The 17,087-nt window shown below is 57.9% G+C and carries 18 protein-coding genes; 5 read left to right on the top strand and 13 right to left on the bottom strand.

Annotated elements, in window-relative coordinates; genetic code table 11:
* Window positions 1-94 precede the first annotated feature (94 nt).
* The gene (locus tag ACR0BT_RS09565) at window positions 95-1,282 is read left to right on the top strand and encodes an adenylate/guanylate cyclase domain-containing protein (RefSeq protein ID WP_480763022.1); all 1,188 of its coding nucleotides are present in this window, start codon (window positions 95-97) and stop codon (window positions 1,280-1,282) included.
* A 47-nt stretch (window positions 1,283-1,329) separates the two neighbouring features.
* On the opposite strand, the gene nusG is transcribed toward ACR0BT_RS09565, so the two are convergent.
* From nusG to ACR0BT_RS09530, 7 genes are all read right to left on the bottom strand, one after another.
* A complete protein-coding gene (nusG, locus tag ACR0BT_RS09560) occupies window positions 1,330-1,863 on the bottom strand; it encodes a transcription termination/antitermination protein NusG (RefSeq protein WP_152459924.1) in 534 nt (177 codons plus the stop codon).
* A gap of 192 nt (window positions 1,864-2,055) precedes the next feature.
* Complete coding sequence (gene secE / locus ACR0BT_RS09555; RefSeq protein ID WP_170398600.1) at window positions 2,056-2,253, bottom strand: preprotein translocase subunit SecE; 198 nt, start codon at window positions 2,251-2,253, stop codon at window positions 2,056-2,058.
* 80 nt (window positions 2,254-2,333) lie between these two features.
* On the bottom strand, window positions 2,334-2,492 hold the full coding sequence (ccoS, locus tag ACR0BT_RS09550; RefSeq protein ID WP_074737762.1) for a cbb3-type cytochrome oxidase assembly protein CcoS: 159 nt from the start codon (window positions 2,490-2,492) through the stop codon (window positions 2,334-2,336).
* Between the two features lie 5 nt (window positions 2,493-2,497).
* Entirely contained in the window at window positions 2,498-4,675 is a 2,178-nt protein-coding gene (locus ACR0BT_RS09545; RefSeq protein ID WP_480763020.1) for a heavy metal translocating P-type ATPase, read from the bottom strand.
* Window positions 4,676-4,677: 2 nt separating this feature from the next.
* Window positions 4,678-5,136, bottom strand: a complete 459-nt coding sequence (locus tag ACR0BT_RS09540; RefSeq protein WP_170398607.1) for a FixH family protein — start codon at window positions 5,134-5,136, stop codon at window positions 4,678-4,680.
* Between the two features lie 2 nt (window positions 5,137-5,138).
* Window positions 5,139-6,566: a cytochrome c oxidase accessory protein CcoG gene (gene ccoG, locus ACR0BT_RS09535; RefSeq protein WP_170398610.1), complete on the bottom strand. Its 1,428-nt coding sequence runs from the start codon at window positions 6,564-6,566 to the stop codon at window positions 5,139-5,141.
* Window positions 6,567-6,677: 111 nt separating this feature from the next.
* The gene (locus ACR0BT_RS09530; protein WP_480763019.1) at window positions 6,678-7,556 is read right to left on the bottom strand and encodes a LysR family transcriptional regulator; all 879 of its coding nucleotides are present in this window, start codon (window positions 7,554-7,556) and stop codon (window positions 6,678-6,680) included.
* Window positions 7,557-7,657: 101 nt separating this feature from the next.
* On the opposite strand from ACR0BT_RS09530, the gene ACR0BT_RS09525 reads away from it, so the two are divergent.
* Window positions 7,658-7,816: a hypothetical protein gene (locus ACR0BT_RS09525; protein WP_170398617.1), complete on the top strand. Its 159-nt coding sequence runs from the start codon at window positions 7,658-7,660 to the stop codon at window positions 7,814-7,816.
* Between the two features lie 151 nt (window positions 7,817-7,967).
* Here ACR0BT_RS09525 and ccoP read toward each other — a convergent pair whose 3' ends face one another.
* The 4 genes from ccoP to ccoN are packed head-to-tail and all read right to left on the bottom strand — an operon-like array spanning window position 7,968 to window position 11,402.
* Window positions 7,968-8,831, bottom strand: coding sequence for a cytochrome-c oxidase, cbb3-type subunit III (gene ccoP / locus ACR0BT_RS09520; protein ID WP_170398621.1), 864 nt, complete (start codon window positions 8,829-8,831; stop codon window positions 7,968-7,970).
* Window positions 8,828-9,040 carry a cbb3-type cytochrome c oxidase subunit 3 gene (locus ACR0BT_RS09515; RefSeq protein WP_170406523.1) on the bottom strand — a complete coding sequence of 71 codons (213 nt, stop codon included), beginning with the start codon at window positions 9,038-9,040 and terminating at the stop codon, window positions 8,828-8,830. The genes ccoP and ACR0BT_RS09515 overlap by 4 nt, the downstream gene beginning before the upstream one ends.
* 11 nt (window positions 9,041-9,051) lie before the next feature.
* A complete protein-coding gene (gene ccoO / locus ACR0BT_RS09510) occupies window positions 9,052-9,780 on the bottom strand; it encodes a cytochrome-c oxidase, cbb3-type subunit II (protein WP_170398627.1) in 729 nt (242 codons plus the stop codon).
* Window positions 9,781-9,794: 14 nt separating this feature from the next.
* Entirely contained in the window at window positions 9,795-11,402 is a 1,608-nt protein-coding gene (gene ccoN / locus ACR0BT_RS09505; protein WP_170398630.1) for a cytochrome-c oxidase, cbb3-type subunit I, read from the bottom strand.
* Window positions 11,403-11,594: 192 nt separating this feature from the next.
* On the opposite strand from ccoN, the gene ACR0BT_RS09500 reads away from it, so the two are divergent.
* A complete protein-coding gene (locus ACR0BT_RS09500) occupies window positions 11,595-12,434 on the top strand; it encodes a universal stress protein (protein ID WP_170398633.1) in 840 nt (279 codons plus the stop codon).
* Between the two features lie 42 nt (window positions 12,435-12,476).
* On the opposite strand, the gene ACR0BT_RS09495 is transcribed toward ACR0BT_RS09500, so the two are convergent.
* Together ACR0BT_RS09495 and fnrL are read right to left on the bottom strand one after the other, a co-directional pair.
* The gene (locus tag ACR0BT_RS09495; RefSeq protein ID WP_170398637.1) at window positions 12,477-12,731 is read right to left on the bottom strand and encodes a GlsB/YeaQ/YmgE family stress response membrane protein; all 255 of its coding nucleotides are present in this window, start codon (window positions 12,729-12,731) and stop codon (window positions 12,477-12,479) included.
* 39 nt (window positions 12,732-12,770) lie between these two features.
* On the bottom strand, window positions 12,771-13,514 hold the full coding sequence (gene fnrL / locus ACR0BT_RS09490; protein ID WP_170406526.1) for a transcriptional regulator FnrL: 744 nt from the start codon (window positions 13,512-13,514) through the stop codon (window positions 12,771-12,773).
* A gap of 61 nt (window positions 13,515-13,575) precedes the next feature.
* Here fnrL and hemN point away from each other — a divergent pair, with 61 nt between their 5' ends.
* Both hemN and ACR0BT_RS09480 read left to right on the top strand, forming a co-directional pair.
* Entirely contained in the window at window positions 13,576-14,931 is a 1,356-nt protein-coding gene (gene hemN / locus ACR0BT_RS09485; protein WP_480763017.1) for an oxygen-independent coproporphyrinogen III oxidase, read from the top strand.
* Window positions 14,932-15,144: 213 nt separating this feature from the next.
* Window positions 15,145-17,070, top strand: coding sequence for an elongation factor G (locus tag ACR0BT_RS09480; protein ID WP_480763016.1), 1,926 nt, complete (start codon window positions 15,145-15,147; stop codon window positions 17,068-17,070).
* The last annotated feature ends 17 nt before the right edge of the window (window positions 17,071-17,087 follow it).

Genomic DNA, 17,087 nt, shown 5'->3' with positions numbered 1-17,087 from the left:
TCGCGCACTCAGTCGTTTCAGCCACTGCGAGGCTGATACAAATAACGCCGCGGTGTCTGTTTGAATCGCGGCGTTTTATCTTGAGGGTGCCATTATGCCGACCCCACCGGAACCGATCTCAAAACATGACAAGATCGACGCTCTGATCGAGTGGATGGTTGACGGTGCCCGCCCAGCTGGAAATGCGGTCGATATCATCGAAGGTATCTGTACCCGTCTGCTGGATGCCGGTGTGGCCATCGATCGGTTCGGTTTGTTCATCTGGACGCTGCATCCCAATCTGATGGGTCGACGTTTCCTGTGGAAAGCGGGCGCTGGCGTTGATCGTGTCGACGCGCCGTCTCAATTGTTCACCGAGGCGATCTACACCGATAACCCCCTTCCGCATGTGATTGAGCGTCAGCAACCCATCCGCCGCCATCTGGAAGATCCCAACTGCCCCGAGGATTACATCATTGTTGGCGAATTGCGCGAGCAGGGCTTCACCGATTACCTGGCGCAACCGCTGATCTATCTCAACGGCGATACCCATGTCTGCACCTGGTCAAGTGCCACGCCCGGTGGGTTTTCAGAGAGTGATCTGGCGATCCTGAACCGGGTTCGCGGTCCGCTCGCCCGCCTGACCGAAACCTATATGCTGCGGCTCGACGCGACCTACCTGCTGTCGACCTATGTCGGCCGTAACAGTGGCGCCCACATTCTGGACGGTAAAGTACATCGCGGTGATGGCAGCAAAATCGAGGCCGTTATCCTGTTTGCGGATCTCAAGGGATTTACCCGCCTTTCGAATTCGGTTTCCGGCGATACGCTGGTCCGGCTGCTGAATGACACGTTTGATTGCCTTGTCCCGTCGGTCATGGACCACGGCGGAGAGATTCTGAAGTTCATGGGCGACGGCTTTTTTGCCATCTTCCCTACTAGCACGGATCTTCCGCCAAAGGTGCAGATTCAGGCCGCCATCGCAGCGGTGCGCGAGGGTGTGGCGTCGCTGGCCGAGGCCGATTTCCAGCACAAGCTAGGCGTACGGACTGCGATCCATCATGGTCGCTTCCACTATGGAAATGTAGGTGGCGGGGATCGGCTGGATTTCACGGCCATCGGTCCCGACGTCAATTTGGCGGCTAGACTTGTAGCGGCGGCCACAGACTTGGATTGCGACCATGTCCTTTCGGATACAGCCGCAGCATTTCTCCCGACACTCTGCGAACCGGTCGGAACTGTATCACTTAAAGGTTTTGGTGAGGATCAAACTGTCTGGCAGATGAGCACGCCCCAAACGTAAAAAGGGTGCCCATAAGGCACCCCAAACGATGGTACGATGGAAACCAATCAGCTCTGCTTGGTGACCTGCGTAAAGTCCAGCTCGACCGGTGTTTCGCGGCCAAAGATCGAAACCGAAACTTTCAGTTTCTGGTTCTCGTCGTCCACACCTTCGACCATGCCGTCGAAATCCTCGAACGGGCCGTCGTTGACCTTGACCTTCTCGCCGACCTCGAAGCTGATCATCAGCTTGGGCGCTTCTTCACCTTCCTGAACGCGGTTGAGGATCTGGTTCACCTCGGCGTCGCGCATCGGCATCGGGCGGCCCTGAGGGCCCAGGAAGCCGGTAACGCGATTGATCGAGTTGATCAGGTGATAGCCCTGATCCGACATTTCCATGTGTACCAGCACGTAACCCGGCATAAAGCGGCGTTCGGTGGTGACCTTCTTGCCCCGGCGCACTTCGATCACCTCTTCGGTGGGCACCAGAACCTCGTCGATATCGTCTTCAAGGCCCTGCTCAGCCACCGACGTGCGGATCTGCTCTGCGATCTTCTTTTCGAAATTCGAAAGAACGCTGACCGAATACCACCGTTTCGCCATGAACCTGTCGTCCTTGTTTGCCTTTGGGCTGCGACGCATCGCGCCCTTCGTTGAAATCCTATTGCGTCACCCGGAATAAAAAGCGGCGCACAGCCCGATTCGCCGCACGCCCATTCCGAATAGTCATGTCACCTACTCTGACATCGCAAGCTGTGCAAGGGGGCAGTCGCGTTTCGGCTTGCCCAAACCGGCTTAGCTGAACGCGCCGAGTACCAGTTGCAGACCGCCGCGAATGCCCAGATCAACCAGCGCAAAGAACACAGCCGTCAGCGCAGCCATGATGAACACCATGACCGTGGTCAACAGAACCTCACGACGGGTCGGCCAGACGACCTTTGCGACTTCGGCGCGGACCTGCTGAATGAACTGGATCGGGTTTAAGGTTGCCATGAGGCTACAATCTCTCTTCTAGCGGATGGGCCGGACATAGCCGGGCATTGCGGCAATTTCAAGGGCTGTTGACGCCTCTGTCAGGGCTTGGGCTTGTCATCCCATTCGTCGCTTAGGATACGGCGCGCATCGCCTTCCGGATCCTCATACTGGTTCGAGCGGACCGTGTAGATAAACGCAACCAAGCCAACCCCGCCCAAAAGCAGGGAAATCGGGATCAGATAGGCAAGCACTTCCATCAGAGTTACCTCAGCCGCAAGGCGTTCAGCGAAACAGTAATCGACGAGGTCGACATCGCCAATGCCGCAATAAGGGGTGTCGCCAACCCGGCAACGGCCAGCGGGACCGCGATGATGTTATAGACAGTGGCGATCCGGAAATTCTCGCGAATCCGACGCGTCGCCCTGACGGCTGTATCGCAAGCCTCAGCGATTGGGGACAGATCATTGCCCAGTAGCACGATATCCGACGCCACCCGCGCGGCATCCAAGGCGCTGGCCGGAGAAATCGAGACATGCGCCGCCGCCAATGCCGCCGTATCGTTCAGCCCATCGCCGACCATCAGAACGTGCCGACCTTGATCACTCAGCTCCTGCACCTTGGCGGCTTTGTCTTGAGGCAAGGCCTGGGCGATCCAGTTCTCAATGCCAAGCTTGCCCGCCAAGGCCTGAACCGCGCCTTCCGTATCGCCGGAAATCAGGATTACGTCTTTACCAGCAGCGCGGAAAGCCGCAATCGCCTCGGCAGCGCCTGCGCGCAGACTGTCGGTAAAAGTAAAGCGCGATGGCGTCTGCGATCCAATTGCGAGCCAGGCTGCGGTCTGCTCACCATATTCGCCGCCGACCCAGGCCGCTCGACCCAGCCGGACCTGCTGATCACGGTAAACGCCCTCAGTGCCATATCCCGGCACCTCAACAACATCGTGCAACTTGGCAGGCTTGATCCCGGCTTCACGCGCAGCCTTTGCAAGGGCAAGAGACAAGGGGTGCGAAGACGCTTCGGCCAATGCCAGAGCCACTTGCAAATCGGTACGCGAATGATCACCAAGATTGGTCAACTCAGGCGCACCGGATGTTAGGGTGCCGGTCTTGTCAAATACCACAGTATCCACTTCGGCCAGCCGTTCTAACGCGGTCGCGTGTTTGATCAGCATGCCACTGCGGAACAATCGGCCTGATGCTGCAGTGGTTACCGCCGGCACTGCCAAGCCCAGCGCGCAGGGACATGTGATGATCAAAACCGCCGCAGCGATATTCAGCGCCGTCCGGATATCGCCCGAATAAATATACCATCCTAAGAAGCTGAGCGCGGACAGTATATGCACCCCCGGCGCATAAAGCTTGGCCGCCTTGTCTGCCAGCGAGGTATACCGTGATCGGCCCGATTCAGCGATGGCTACCAGATCCGCCATACGGTGCAGCGAGGTATCTTCCCCGACTGCCGTCGCACGGATGGTCAGAGGGCCGGTCAGGTTAACCTCACCAGCACTGACGTTCAGCCCGGCCTCGGCAAAGACCGGGAGGGTTTCCCCGGTCAGCAGCGACCGGTCCAACTCGGACTGGCCCGAGATGATTTCGCCATCCACTGGCATACGCCCTCCGGGGCGCACCAGAATCAGATCACCCACGTTAAGGCTCGCCACCGCCACTTCCGCTTCGGTCCCATCCACTAGCCGGATGGCGCGCGGGACCTCCAGCGCGGTTAGTTCTTCGGCAGCCGAACGTGCCGCGGCACGGGTGCGATAGTCCAAATACCTGCCCGCTAGCAGGAAGAATGTCAGGGTCAAAGCCGCGTCGAAATAAGCATGTTCACCGCTGAGTGCAGTTTCCCAAAGCGACGTGACCAGAGCTAGCAGTATCGCCAAAACAATCGGCACATCCATATTCAACCGGCGTACGCGCAGCGCGCTCCAGGCGTTGGAAAAGAAAGGCTGGGCCGAGAACGCAATTGCAGGCAGCGCAATCGCCGCAGATATCCAGTGGAACATGTCGCGCGTCGCATCGGTGGCGCCGGACCAGACCGACACCGATAACAGCATCACGTTCATCGAAGCAAAACCCGCCACTGCCAGCCGCATCAGCAGATCGCGCCCGGCCTTATCGGTTTGCGTAGCCGAAAGCGCACCCGGATCCAGTTCGTGGGCTTCAAAGCCAGCGCGCTCCAGCACCGGGATCAGATCGGCGGCGCGCGTATCCGGTGCCGCCTTGATCATCGCGCGTTTCAGCGTGAGATTGACCCGCGCGTCTTCAACGCCGGGATGGGCATTCAACTCACGCTCGACCGTAGAGATGCAGGCCGAGCAGTGGATGCCCGGCAGCGACAGCGCGATCTGCACATCCTCTGGGATTGGCCGCGCCGCTTCTGCCGGGGCTGCGATGCAGCCAGGACAGGCTGCCCGAGATGGGGTGGCTTGCGCAACCATCTCTAACCTTTCACATACAGGGGCACACGTTGCGCGAACTCGGCACCATCTTTTGCTTTGGCCACAAGGCGAATGTTCCAGTTCCCTTTGCCCAGGGCAGCCGGAGCGGCATAGGCGATGCCATCAAAAGTAAAGTCCGGCGAGAAGTCTTCCTTCACATGGGTGGCGCGCCCCACCACGGCCTGCAGATCTGCCACTTCAACAGGGGAACCGGTCTGATCGGTTATGTATAGCACCAGCAGCCCTCCGGTCAGCTCGGCCTTGATGTTCCAACCCAAGGCCTGCTGTTCCTTCAAACGTTCATTGAACTCCTGGCTGGCTACATAAGAGTTCTTCACCTCAAGCCCCGGAAAGGTCTTGATTGCACTATAAGCCAAGACGAGGTTCACCGTGATGATCACGCCAAAGGCCGCGACAAATACCGCCAATGCGTGTTTGCCTGTGAATTGACGTTCTGCCATTCTCAGCTTCCTCGTCCGTTGAAACTGGTATCCTTGTAGGCCCGCTCACCACTTTCCAGATCTTCGACCCAGATGCGAACCGAGGTGCTGTCAGCCGCCGCTGGGGCAGTACCCTGCGGAGCGGTGATATAGACGCGGGTCAATTGTGCCGTATCTGCAGTGACATTAACAGTCTCGCCTTCAACACCTTCGATTTCAATCTGCAGCGATGGATCGCCCGCAATCGTCAGTTTGAATGGCCGATCCTCGCCATGTTTGTTGCGCAGGCGTACATCATAGGTGTTACGGATCGTGCCATCTGAAAGGGTAACGAAAGTCGGGTTCCGCACCGGCGCAACCGTCAAATCGATATCCGAACGAATGAACAGCGCAAAGAGCAATGCAAATCCGACCAGTGACCATAGCGCCGTGTACAGGATCGTGCGCGGACGCAGGATGTGTTTCCAAACGTTTTTGGGTGGCTGACCTTCGCGTTCGCGGGCCTCATCACTCAGCGCCATGTAATCGATCAGACCACGGGGCTTGCCTATCTTGGCCATCATGTCATCGCAGGCGTCGATGCAAAGTGCACAGGTAATGCATTCCAGTTGCTGACCGTCTCGGATGTCGATCCCTACCGGGCAGACATTGACGCAAGCCATACAATCGATGCAATCGCCCAGCTCGCTGTCAGCCGTACGTTTGCCTTTGCCGCGTGGTTCACCCCGCCATTCGCGATATCCGACGACCAGGGTATCCTCGTCCATCATCGCGGCCTGTATGCGCGGCCATGGGCAGGCATAGATGCAGATTTGTTCGCGTGCAAAGCCACCGAAGAAAAACGTGGTGCCGGTCAGAATCAGCATCGTCGTATAGGCCACTGGATGCGCGTTTCCGGTGACCAGATCACGCGCCAGAGTTGGTGCATCCGCAAAATAGAAAACCCAGGCGCCACCGGTCGCGAGCCCGATGAAGAACCAAGCGACCCACTTGGTCAGGCGCAGCCGCGCCTTGCGGAAATCCAGCTTTTTCTGCCTGTGTAGACGCAGGCGCGCATTACGGTCGCCCTCGATCCAGCGCTCGACAAGGATATACAGGTCCGTCCAAACCGTCTGCGGGCAGGCATATCCGCACCAGACCCGCCCAAGCGCCGAGGTGAACAGGAACAGACCCAATCCTGCCATGATCAGCAGCCCAGCGACAAAATAGAACTCGTGCGGCCAAATCTCGATCCAGAAGAAATAGAAGCGGCGGTTCGCCAGATCCAGAAGAACGGCCTGATCCGGAAGGCTTGGACCGCGATCCCACCTGATCCAAGGCGTCACATAGTAAATGCCCAGCGTCACCGCCATGATGATCCATTTCAAATTGCGAAACGGGCCGGACACACGTCTCGGAAAAATCGGCTCTCTGGCAGCGTAGAGACTGGGGGTGGGATTGGAATCGCTCACAGGCTGGCTCCGCAACTGGCTATTCTGAGTGTGTGTTCTTCCAGATCACGAGGCAAGGGACTTTGACATGGGTCAAAACGCGCATCGAGCAGACACCTTTAGACGCGTGAATTACTGCTGGCTTTGCGCTTCGCCCCTCAGCCAGTTGATGAAGATTTTCACGGATCGCCTAAGAGCTTGTTTTTGCGTAACTATATGATACCCGCGCGTATCCGGCTCGGCGAACAGTTCGACGATGCGGCCCGCTTTGATGTCCGCTTCGACGAATTGTCGCACAGTGACGGTGACCCCTTGCCCAGACCGCAAACCATCCAGCAGCAGGTTACCGGGAAGCTGCGTACGCCCCGCGCCGCGTTCGGGTCCGACACCTCGCTCAGTCAGCCATTTTGTCCCCTCAGTCGTGCCAATTTCCTCAAGCCACGGCAATTGCGCAAGTTCTGCCGGGGACCAATCGGTCTTGTTACCCAATAGTGTGGGTGAGGCGACGATGACCATCGGCGTCTGCAACAACATCTCACACTCCACCCGTGGCCAACCGCCAGCGCCATAACGGATTGCCACATCCACCCCACCCGGTTGCAGCTCGACCACCTCAAAGGTTGGATCGAGGATCAGGTTTACGTCGGGATGAGTCGCGCGGAAACTCGGCAGTCGCGGCATCAGCCAAGATGCAGCGAAGGAAGACGTCAGCGACACATGAACCGGGCGGTCCTGAGCCGAGCGAGCCAAATCACCCACAGCAGCCTCGATCGCACCAAATCCAAGCTGCAGGGCACGGGCCAGATGCTCACCTTCCGCGGTAAGTGTCAGCGCTTTGCCCGTTCGGTCCAGCAGAGCCGCGCCCAGATGTTTCTCGAGCGCGCGAAGCTGCTGACTGATTGCAGCGTGGCTAACATTGAGCGCAGCACCGGCCTCGACAACACTTCGCTTCTCAGCGAAGGCTGCAAAAGCCCTGAGAGAGGCCAACGGTGGCAGTGATAGCCAGTCCATATGTAAACCCTACTTACACATTGGAATGGTAATTGAGTCGCATTCGGCGTGCGAAAGGTCAATCTTAAAGCTCAGAAACAACTCTGCACAGGAGGGAAACCATGCTGACCGTATTCGCCAGATCTTTTTTGAACGCGACACGCATCAATACGCCTCACATCTACGATGCGCCAAAGCCGGGCCGTCGCAAGCGGCGCTGGCTGCCCGAACATCATTGGTGGAGAGAAAACCCGCGCGATGTAAATCTGAACGATCTTTGATACTGGTTTGAATGCCGTATCTGGACCGGCAGAGATTGCAGCCCTATTGTTTGAAAATCGGCACCGGCTGTTCTGGAAACGCGCGAACAGATGGAACAGCCGGTGCCTAGACCTTCGGGCGGGAGACCGCCCGGAGGTGTTCTTTTAACCCTTACTGACCACCACCCAACTGATGAACATACGCCGTCACGGCGCGGATTTGCGCGTCGGTCAGGCGATTCTCCCACGGGGGCATCACGCCAAAGCGGCTGTAGGTGACCGTCTCGGTCAGGGCCTCTTGGCTGCCGCCGTAGAGCCAGATCGCATCGGTCAGATTCGGCGCACCCTGGGAAACGTCGCCTTTGCCGTCATCACCGTGGCAAGCCGCGCAGTTGTCTTCGAACACAACCTTGCCTGCCTGCGCCGCCGCGTCATCGGTCTGGGCGTTGGTCAGGGACATGACGTATTGAACCACTTGAGTGATCTCATCCTTTTCGAGGATCTCACCAAAGGCCGGCATCTCGGAATAGCGCGCGTCGTCGCTTTCCTCGTTCCGGATGCCATAGGCGATGGTGTACTCGATATCCTCAAGCGAGCCGCCCCACAGCCAGGCGTCATCCAGCAGGTTCGGGAAACCCGGCGCACCCTGCGCGCCCGATCCGTGGCACTGCGCGCACCAGGTTCGGAACACAGCGCCACCAGAGTTAACTGCGTATTGTTGCAGCTCCGCGTCGGCCGAGATTTCTTCCAGCGGTGTTTCCACCAACTTGGCATTCCACGGCGCATTCGCTTCTTCGAACGCGACCATTTCCTGCTGCACCAGCTCGCGCGAGGACCAACCCAGCACACCGGCGGTTGCCGATTGAACCAAGGGCCATGCGGGGTACATGATCGTGTAGATCACGCCCCAAATGATGGTCGCGTAAAAAGTCCAAAGCCACCAGCGCGGCATCGGATTATCGAATTCCTCGATTCCGTCCCAGCTGTGACCCGTGGTGTTAGGATCGCCCGGCTGTTTTTCAGGTGTCTTACTCATTGCCGCGCCTCCTTGGATGTGGCGGGTTTGTCATCGCCCCGACGGGGCGCTGGGGCATCAGTGTGCCGGAACGGGATGTTGGCGGTGTCCTTGTATTCCTTGCTGGCACCCGGGCGGAAAACCCAGATGATGATGCCAATAAAAAACGAGAACAGGAGCAGCAACATCCAGCTATCCGCGAACTGCCTTAGAATTGTGTATAGTTCCATCACACCCTCCTTTAACGGCTTGCGTCCGGGGTGAAGGTCGAGAAATCGACCAGCGTGCCCAGCATCTGGAGGTAAGCAACCAACGCATCCATTTCAGTCAGCTCGGGCTGACCGTCAAAGTTACGCACATTGACCTTGTCGCCATAGCGTTCCAACAATCCATCATAATCGCTGTCCGGATCGGCCTGCGCCCGAAAATCGGCCTGCGCCTGTTCAAGCATCTCGTCGGTATACGGGGTGCCGACCACGGCATTTGCCGCCATGATGTCACCGATATACTTGCCGTCTAGCTTACGATCCTCAAGGAAGCCGTATTTCGGCATCACCGATTCCGGCACCACCGATTGTGGATCGCGCAGGTGGTCCACCTGCCATTGATCCGAATATCGGCCACCGACGCGGGCAATATCCGGCCCGGTGCGTTTGGACCCCCATTGGAACGGATGATCATACATGGATTCAGCCGCCAGCGAGTAGTGGCCATAGCGTTCAACCTCATCACGCATCGGGCGGATCATCTGGCTGTGGCAAACATAGCAGCCTTCGCGCAGATAAACCTCACGCCCCGCCAGTTCGAGAGGGGTGTAAGGGCGCATGCCCTCCACCTTCTCGATGGTGTTCTCAAGATAGAACAGGGGCGCGATCTGTACGATGCCACCGATAGTTACGACCAGAAAGCTGAAGATCAGCAGGAGGGTCGCGTTGGTCTCGAGGATCTTGTGTTTGTCGAGAATTGCCATTGCTCCGGCCCTCCTTATTCAGCCGGGACCGCGACGGTCAGGCTGGCCTCTTTGGCCGGCGCTTTCCGTACAGTCATCCACAGGTTGTAGCACATGATCAGCGAGCCAGCGACGAACATCACGCCACCCAGCGCACGCACCACATACATCGGGAACTTCGCGGCAACGGTGTCAGCGAACGAATTCACCAGGAAGCCATTGGCGTCCACTTCACGCCACATCAGGCCTTCCATGATACCGGTGACCCACATCGACGCCGCGTAGAGAACGATGCCAATGGTGGCTAGCCAGAAGTGCCAGCTGACCAGCTGCAGCGAGTACAGACGCTCACGCTTCCACAGAACAGGGACTAGGAAGTAAAGAGCACCAAAGGTGATCATTCCGTTCCAACCCAGCGCGCCCGAGTGTACGTGACCGATAGTCCAGTCGGTGTAGTGGCTGAGGCTGTTCACAGCGCGGATCGACATCATCGGACCCTCGAACGTGGACATGCCGTAGAAGCCGACCGAAATCACCATCATCCGGATCACTGGGTCAGTGCGTAGTTTGTCCCATGCACCCGACAGGGTCATCAGACCGTTTATCATACCACCCCACGAAGGCATCCATAGGATCACCGAGAATACCATGCCAAGGGTCGAGGCCCAATCAGGCAGCGCGGTATAGTGCAGGTGGTGCGGGCCGGCCCAGATATACAGGAAGATCAGCGCCCAGAAGTGGATGATCGACAGCTTGTAGCTGAACACCGGACGCTCAGCCTGTTTCGGGATGAAGTAGTACATCATACCCAGGAAACCGGCAGTCAGGAAGAAGCCCACGGCGTTGTGGCCATACCACCACTGGATCATGGCATCCTGAACACCAGACCAGACGATGACCGATTTCGATCCCCAGATGCTGACCGGGATGGTCATGTTGTTGACCAGGTGCAGCATGGCGACAGTCACGATAAAGGCCAGATAGAACCAGTTTGCCACGTAGATGTGCGGCTCTTTCCGCTTGATGATCGTGCCCAGATAAACAGCCAGATAGGCAACCCAGACAACGGTCAGCCACAGGTCAACGTACCATTCAGGTTCGGCATATTCTTTCGACTGCGTTCCACCAAGTATATAACCGGTTGCCGCAAGCACGATGAACAGCTGATAGCCCCAGAACACGAACCATGCCAGGTTTCCACCCCAAAGTCGCGCAGCGCTGGTACGCTGTACGACATAGAACGAAGTTGCGATCAACGCGTTACCGCCAAAGGCAAAGATAACCGCCGATGTATGCAAAGGCCGCAGACGCCCGAAATTAAGATAGCCCTGCGCCCATTCGAAGTTCAGCGCCGGAAAGGCTAGCTGGAACGCAATAAAAGTCCCCGCCAGGAACCCGACTACCCCCCAGAATGCGGTTGCGATCACGCCGTAGCGGATCACGTCATCCATATACTCACCAGAGCGGTCGACGAGGATATCTGGCTCTTCCGTGTTTCTAAGCGTCCAGATGAACAGACCGCCGGCGATCAACATCACCAGAATTGCGTGCACCTGATACGCCAAATCCCGTGCGTAGTTAGAGCCGATGGCTGCGAACAGCACCACCAGCCCAAGCACGATCAGCTTGATGTAATTTGACATATTGCGTCCCTTTGCCATGCCTCGCGCGATTCTTCGTGTCACGCGAAACCTTTTTGACTGCATGCTGTAATGCAGCGAGGTCGCCTTTGACGCTTTGATCTGCATCAAGACAAGCCCCTGTTTTCTGTGAGAGGTATTTTGCAGAAACAGACACGCGCTGGCAACGGACAGCGCCGGAAACATGAGGTCGACATGGCATTTAAATCTCTTCTTACGGTCATGACGGAAACCAAGCTTTCTCAGAACGCACTGGCACAAATGGTGGCATTGGCAGAAGGGCAGGACGCCCATGTCGAAGCGTTGTGTCTTGGCGTCGATCGCAGTCAGACCGGTTATTATTATGCCGGTGCAAACGCTTTGATCCTGCAGGAGACCCTGAGCCGCGCCAATGCCGAGGCGGACGAGATACTCGCCTACGCTCAGGATTATCTGGGTAAGTCGGGCGTGCGCTGGTCCGCTGAAAACGGGGTAGCTCAGATCGCTGATCTCGGGCGACATGTCGCACGTCGCGCGCGCTTTTCGGATCTCGTGGTATTGCCGCGACCTTATGGAAAAGACCGCGACGCAGAAGCTGAACCCATCGTCGAGGCAGCCATGTTCGAAGGCCATTCGCCGGTGCTGTTAGTGCCCGACGATAACAAACCGATTTCGGCCCCAAAAACCGTCATGGTGGGCTGGAACGAAAGCGTCGAAGCGATGCGCGCCATCCGTCGCGCGTTGCCATTCTTGAAGCAGGCCGAACTCACACGGATTGTTGTGATTGATCCACCGCGTCATGGGCCGGATCGATCGGACCCGGGCGGTCTGCTATCTCAGATGCTGGCGCGACATGGGGTGAAGTGCGAAATCGACGTGCTCAGCAAGACCATGACGCGCGTCTCGGACATCCTCAATCGCCACGCTGCCGATACCGAGGCCGATATGATCGTTATGGGGGCCTATGGCCATTCGCGCTTTCGCGAGGCCATTTTGGGCGGTGCGACCCGCAATATGCTGGAGCAATCAGAAATCCCCGTGTTTCTGGCGCACTGACGACGCCAACGAACGCAAAAGCCGCCCGTCTCTGGTGCGGCTTTATGTCTTGCGGATCAGGCCGATCAGGAACAGCAGGATCACCGCGCCGATAGTGGCAAAGAAGATCGAAGAGATGAGCCCTCCGCCAACCGCAAAGCCCAGGGCGGGAAAGATCGTACCCGCCAGAAACGCACCGACAATCCCGACTATAATATTCCCGATCAGGCCGAACCCACGCCCTTCCATGATTTTCCCCGACAGCCAGCCAGCTATCGCGCCGATGAACAGCATGGCGAGTAAACCGCTAAATTCCATAAGGGACTCCCAATTGTTCAGGGACGGCGGGCTGAGGCATCAGACCAGAAATCCGCCATCGGTATCGTCGCCCGCCTCTTCCATTAGGCGCCCCATATCGGGGATTGTTACATGGCGTTTACCTTCCAGAGTAATGACCTGATCTTTCTTCAAGGCGGAAATCTGCCGGCTGACAGTTTCCAGGGTCAGCCCAAGATAGTCGGCCATCGCCTCGCGCGTCAGTGGCAGGTCAAAGACAATCGGAGCTACCATTCCGGCTTGATGAATCGATGCGTCCCGGCGCGCGATGATCGAAAGCAGGCTGGCAATCTTTTCTCGCGCGGTCTTGCGTCCAAGCACCAGCATCCACTCACGGGCCGCATCCAATTCGTCCAACGTCATTTCCAGCAGGCGCTGCGAGATGTGCGGCGTCGTGATCATCATGTCCTCGAACGGCTTTTTGCGGAAACAACACATCATCAGATCGGTGGTCGCCACCACGTCGTATGGCGCGTTATCTCGTCCAGGGCGACCCACGAAATCGCTGGGCAGCAGCAGGCCGACCATTTGCCTGCGCCCATCCTCCATCGTCTGTGTCAAAGACGCGATTCCCGACACGACCGAGCCGACAAAATTCATCGGATCGCCGGACCAGATGATCGTCTGCCCCGCCTCAAAGCTGCGGTAGTACTTGATGTTCTCAAGCTCTTCCAGCTCGTCCTTTTCGCAATGCGCGCACACCGCACGATGCCGGATCGGGCATTCTGCGCAATTGGTGTGGTCGAATTGGGCCTTGAGTGTCATTCGCGCTTCCATTTGATTTCGGTCAAAGTACCCTGGGCCCTCCAGCTATAGTCATATCTTTATGACACTGAAACCTCAACTGGCACGGCTTGGACTTTTTGACGCGAAAGTACCGCGTTACACAAGCTATCCCACCGCACCCCACTTCAGCAATGACGTCGGGGCTGATCTGTTTAGCGACTGGATTTCCGGGATTGCTCCGGGCAGTTCAATCTCGCTTTACATCCACGTACCCTTCTGCCGTCGGCTGTGCTGGTTTTGCGCCTGCCGGACACAAGGCACCCAGACGGATAACCCGGTCATCGCCTATGTCGACGTGCTAAAGGCCGAGCTGGATTTGCTGGCGGCACGCCTGCCAGAGGGTGTTACATTGTCGCGGCTGCACTGGGGCGGCGGCACGCCGACGCTGTTGAATGCAGACCTGATGCGGGATCTGGCCGCGCGAATCCTTGAGATTGTGCCATTAGGCCCAGACGCCGAGTTTTCCGTCGAGATCGATCCGAATGAGATCGACGAAGCCCGGCTGGATGCACTGGCCGAAGCCGGGATGAACCGCGCATCGATCGGTGTTCAGGATTTTGACGACGAAATCCAGAAAACCATCGGTCGCATTCAAAGCTATGACACCACCCGCGAAGCAGCCGAGATGATCCGCGCGCGTGGTATATCCAGCCTGAATGCGGACATCCTTTATGGCCTGCCCCACCAGACCAAGGCACGCATGACCGAAAGTGTGCAAAAGCTGTTGTCGCTGAACCCTGACCGGGTCGCACTCTATGGCTACGCGCATGTGCCGTGGATGGCCAAGCGCCAGCAGTTGATTCCATCAGATGCCCTGCCCACACCGGAACAGCGACTGGAACTTTTTGAAACCGCCCGGCGACTGTTCCTATGGGACAATTATGCCGAGATCGGGATCGACCACTTTGCAACGCAGGACGATGGACTGACCCACGCGTTGCGCGCGGGTCGCCTGAAACGAAATTTCCAGGGCTATACAGACGATCAGGCCCCGATCCTGATTGGCTTGGGTGCCAGCTCGATCTCACGCTTCCCGCAAGGATATGCGCAGAACGCACCGGCAACCTCGGCTCATACGAAGGCCATACGCGAAGGGCGGTTCTCGACGTCGCGCGGGCATTTGTTCAAAGGTCAGGATGTTCTACGGTCGCGTCTGATCGAAGCATTGATGTGCGATTTCCAAATCAACTCGGCCGAGATTCTGCGCGATTATGACATTTCAACTGCGGAACTGCAGCAAATGTACGCAACAGCAAACGCGGCCTTCGACGGGTTGCTACGCGTGGATGAAAACGGATTGTTCATACCGCCCGAAGCACGTGCGCTGACCCGCATGATCGCGCGCAGCTTTGACGCGTATGACCTGAGTAAGGCTGGGCATAGTTCCGCGATCTGAACACTCTTCGGCAGGTCGTTTTTTGCGACCTTCCCTTACAAACCGGCACGGGGGCTTGACGCATGCCTTCGGTTTTCTCCACACTCAAGGGGTGGAGAGACCCACCTCTTCACAGCCTGAGGCAGGCAAACGCAGACAGTTCTTGCCGACGCGCATGCGTTCGACAGCCCTTTTCGTGCAGCCATACTGCAACCTGAAAGAGGGACAGCACTCATGCGCGTTTTCACCGTCCTCGGCCCCAGCCAATCGGGCAAATCCACCTTGGTCGAAGCGATCAGCCGCCTCGACGGGCGGCCCACCACATTCGATGTTGCCGGAACCGTGCATCTGCACGGTTTTTCTTATTTAAACGAACCGTGGTGCGCGGTGGACGTAGACGGAGGCGGCGATGCGCTGGCCTATGTCGGCCCGGCCATGGCGATCTCGGACGCAGCAGTTGTGGTTGTCCCACCTGACCCCGATGCTGCCGTTCTGTGTGCCCCGTATCTGAGGTTGGTCGAAGAAGCAGGCATTCCCTGTTTTTTATTCATCAATCGCATGGACAGCCCCAACGGTCGCATCCGCGACATCGTTGCTGCACTGCAGACCTATTGCACCCACCACATCGCTCTGCGGCAGGTGCCGATCCGCGACGGAGACACCATTATCGGCGCAGTCGATCTGATCTCAGAGCGCGCCTGGAAGTATCAGGAGGGGCAGCCCTCAGCCCTGATCGAGCTACCGCAATCAGTGGAAGACCGCGAACAGGAAGCACGCACCGAGTTGTTGGAGACCCTATCGGATTTCGATGACAATCTGCTGGAGCAACTGATCGAGGACAAACAGCCCCCCAGCGACGAGGTCTACGAACTGGCTGCACAGGTCTTGCAGAACCATCAGCTGATCCCGGCTTGTCTGGGTGCCGCGAGCCATGGCAACGGTCTGACCCGCTTGATGAAGGCGCTGCGCCATGAGGCACCGGAATTCAACATTGCAGCTGATCGGGATGAGGCCGAAGAAAACGCACGTGCCATCGCAGGCTTTGCAGATGTGAAGAAGCATATCGGTAAGATCACCGTATTGCGTGGTCTGGGCGACGGTGTGAAAGCTCATGAACCCCTTGGTGGCGAAACTGTTGGAAATCTGACAACCCTGGACGCCAAGACCCAGATCAGCGCGCTTGAGGCCGGGCAGATCGGCCTTGCTGTCAAATCCGACCACCTTAATCCTGGCTTTATCTATGACAGCGCGGCGGCAACGCCGTTGCCGGAATGGGCCTCATCCCATCCAGCCGCGCATCGTCAGGTCGTATCACCTGCGCATGAGCGAGACGACGTGCGCCTGTCGAATGCGTTGACCCGGCTGGTTGAGATCGACCCCGGCCTGCACCTGGAGCAAGACGAGCTGAGCGGTCATTCCATTCTGGGCTCACAAGGTCCGCAGCACATGCGCCGCGTGACCGCCAAACTCGCCGAGGATTTTGGCATCGAGATCGAGGCCGAGGCCGCCGGAACCGCCTATCGCGAAACCATTCGCACAAAGGTCGATCATCGCCATCGCCACCGCAAGCAATCCGGCGGTGCGGGGCAGTTTGCCGATGTGGTCATATCCATCGCTCCGCTGCCGCGCGGCTCGGGGTTCCAGTTCGAAGAAGTGGTCAAAGGCGGGGCCGTACCCCGGAACTACATTCCTTCGGTTGAACACGGGGCCAAAGACGCATTGATCGAAGGGCCTGAAGGCTTCCCAGTTGTGGACGTCAAGGTGACACTCAGAGACGGCAAACACCATAACGTGGACAGTTCCGATTATGCTTTCCGCACTGCTGGCAAGAATGCCGTGCGCGAAGCGCTACCCGAGGCGAAACCCGTCGTCCTGCAACCTATCCTGAACGCCGAAATCCATCTGCCCTCAACCTTCGTCGGCGATCTTGTCCCGACGATCAGCTCGCTGCAGGGGCAGGTTCTTGGGTTTGAAGGCAACCCCAACGCCTCAGGCTGGGAAATCTTCAATGCGACGCTCCCCGCCGTGGCCGAGGATGAACTGCACCGCACACTTGCCAGTGCTACACGCGGGACCGGTTGGGTCAAACTACAATTCGATCACTATGAAGAGCTACGCGGCCCCGTTCCCGCGTCAGCCAAAAATAAGGAAATAGCCTGACATCAAAGGCGCGGGCT

The sequence above is a fragment of the Ruegeria sp. CJ6 genome, from assembly GCF_056536665.1.
The sequence above is the reverse complement of the archived record's forward strand: the minus strand, read 5'-3'. Positions and strand labels throughout refer to the sequence as shown.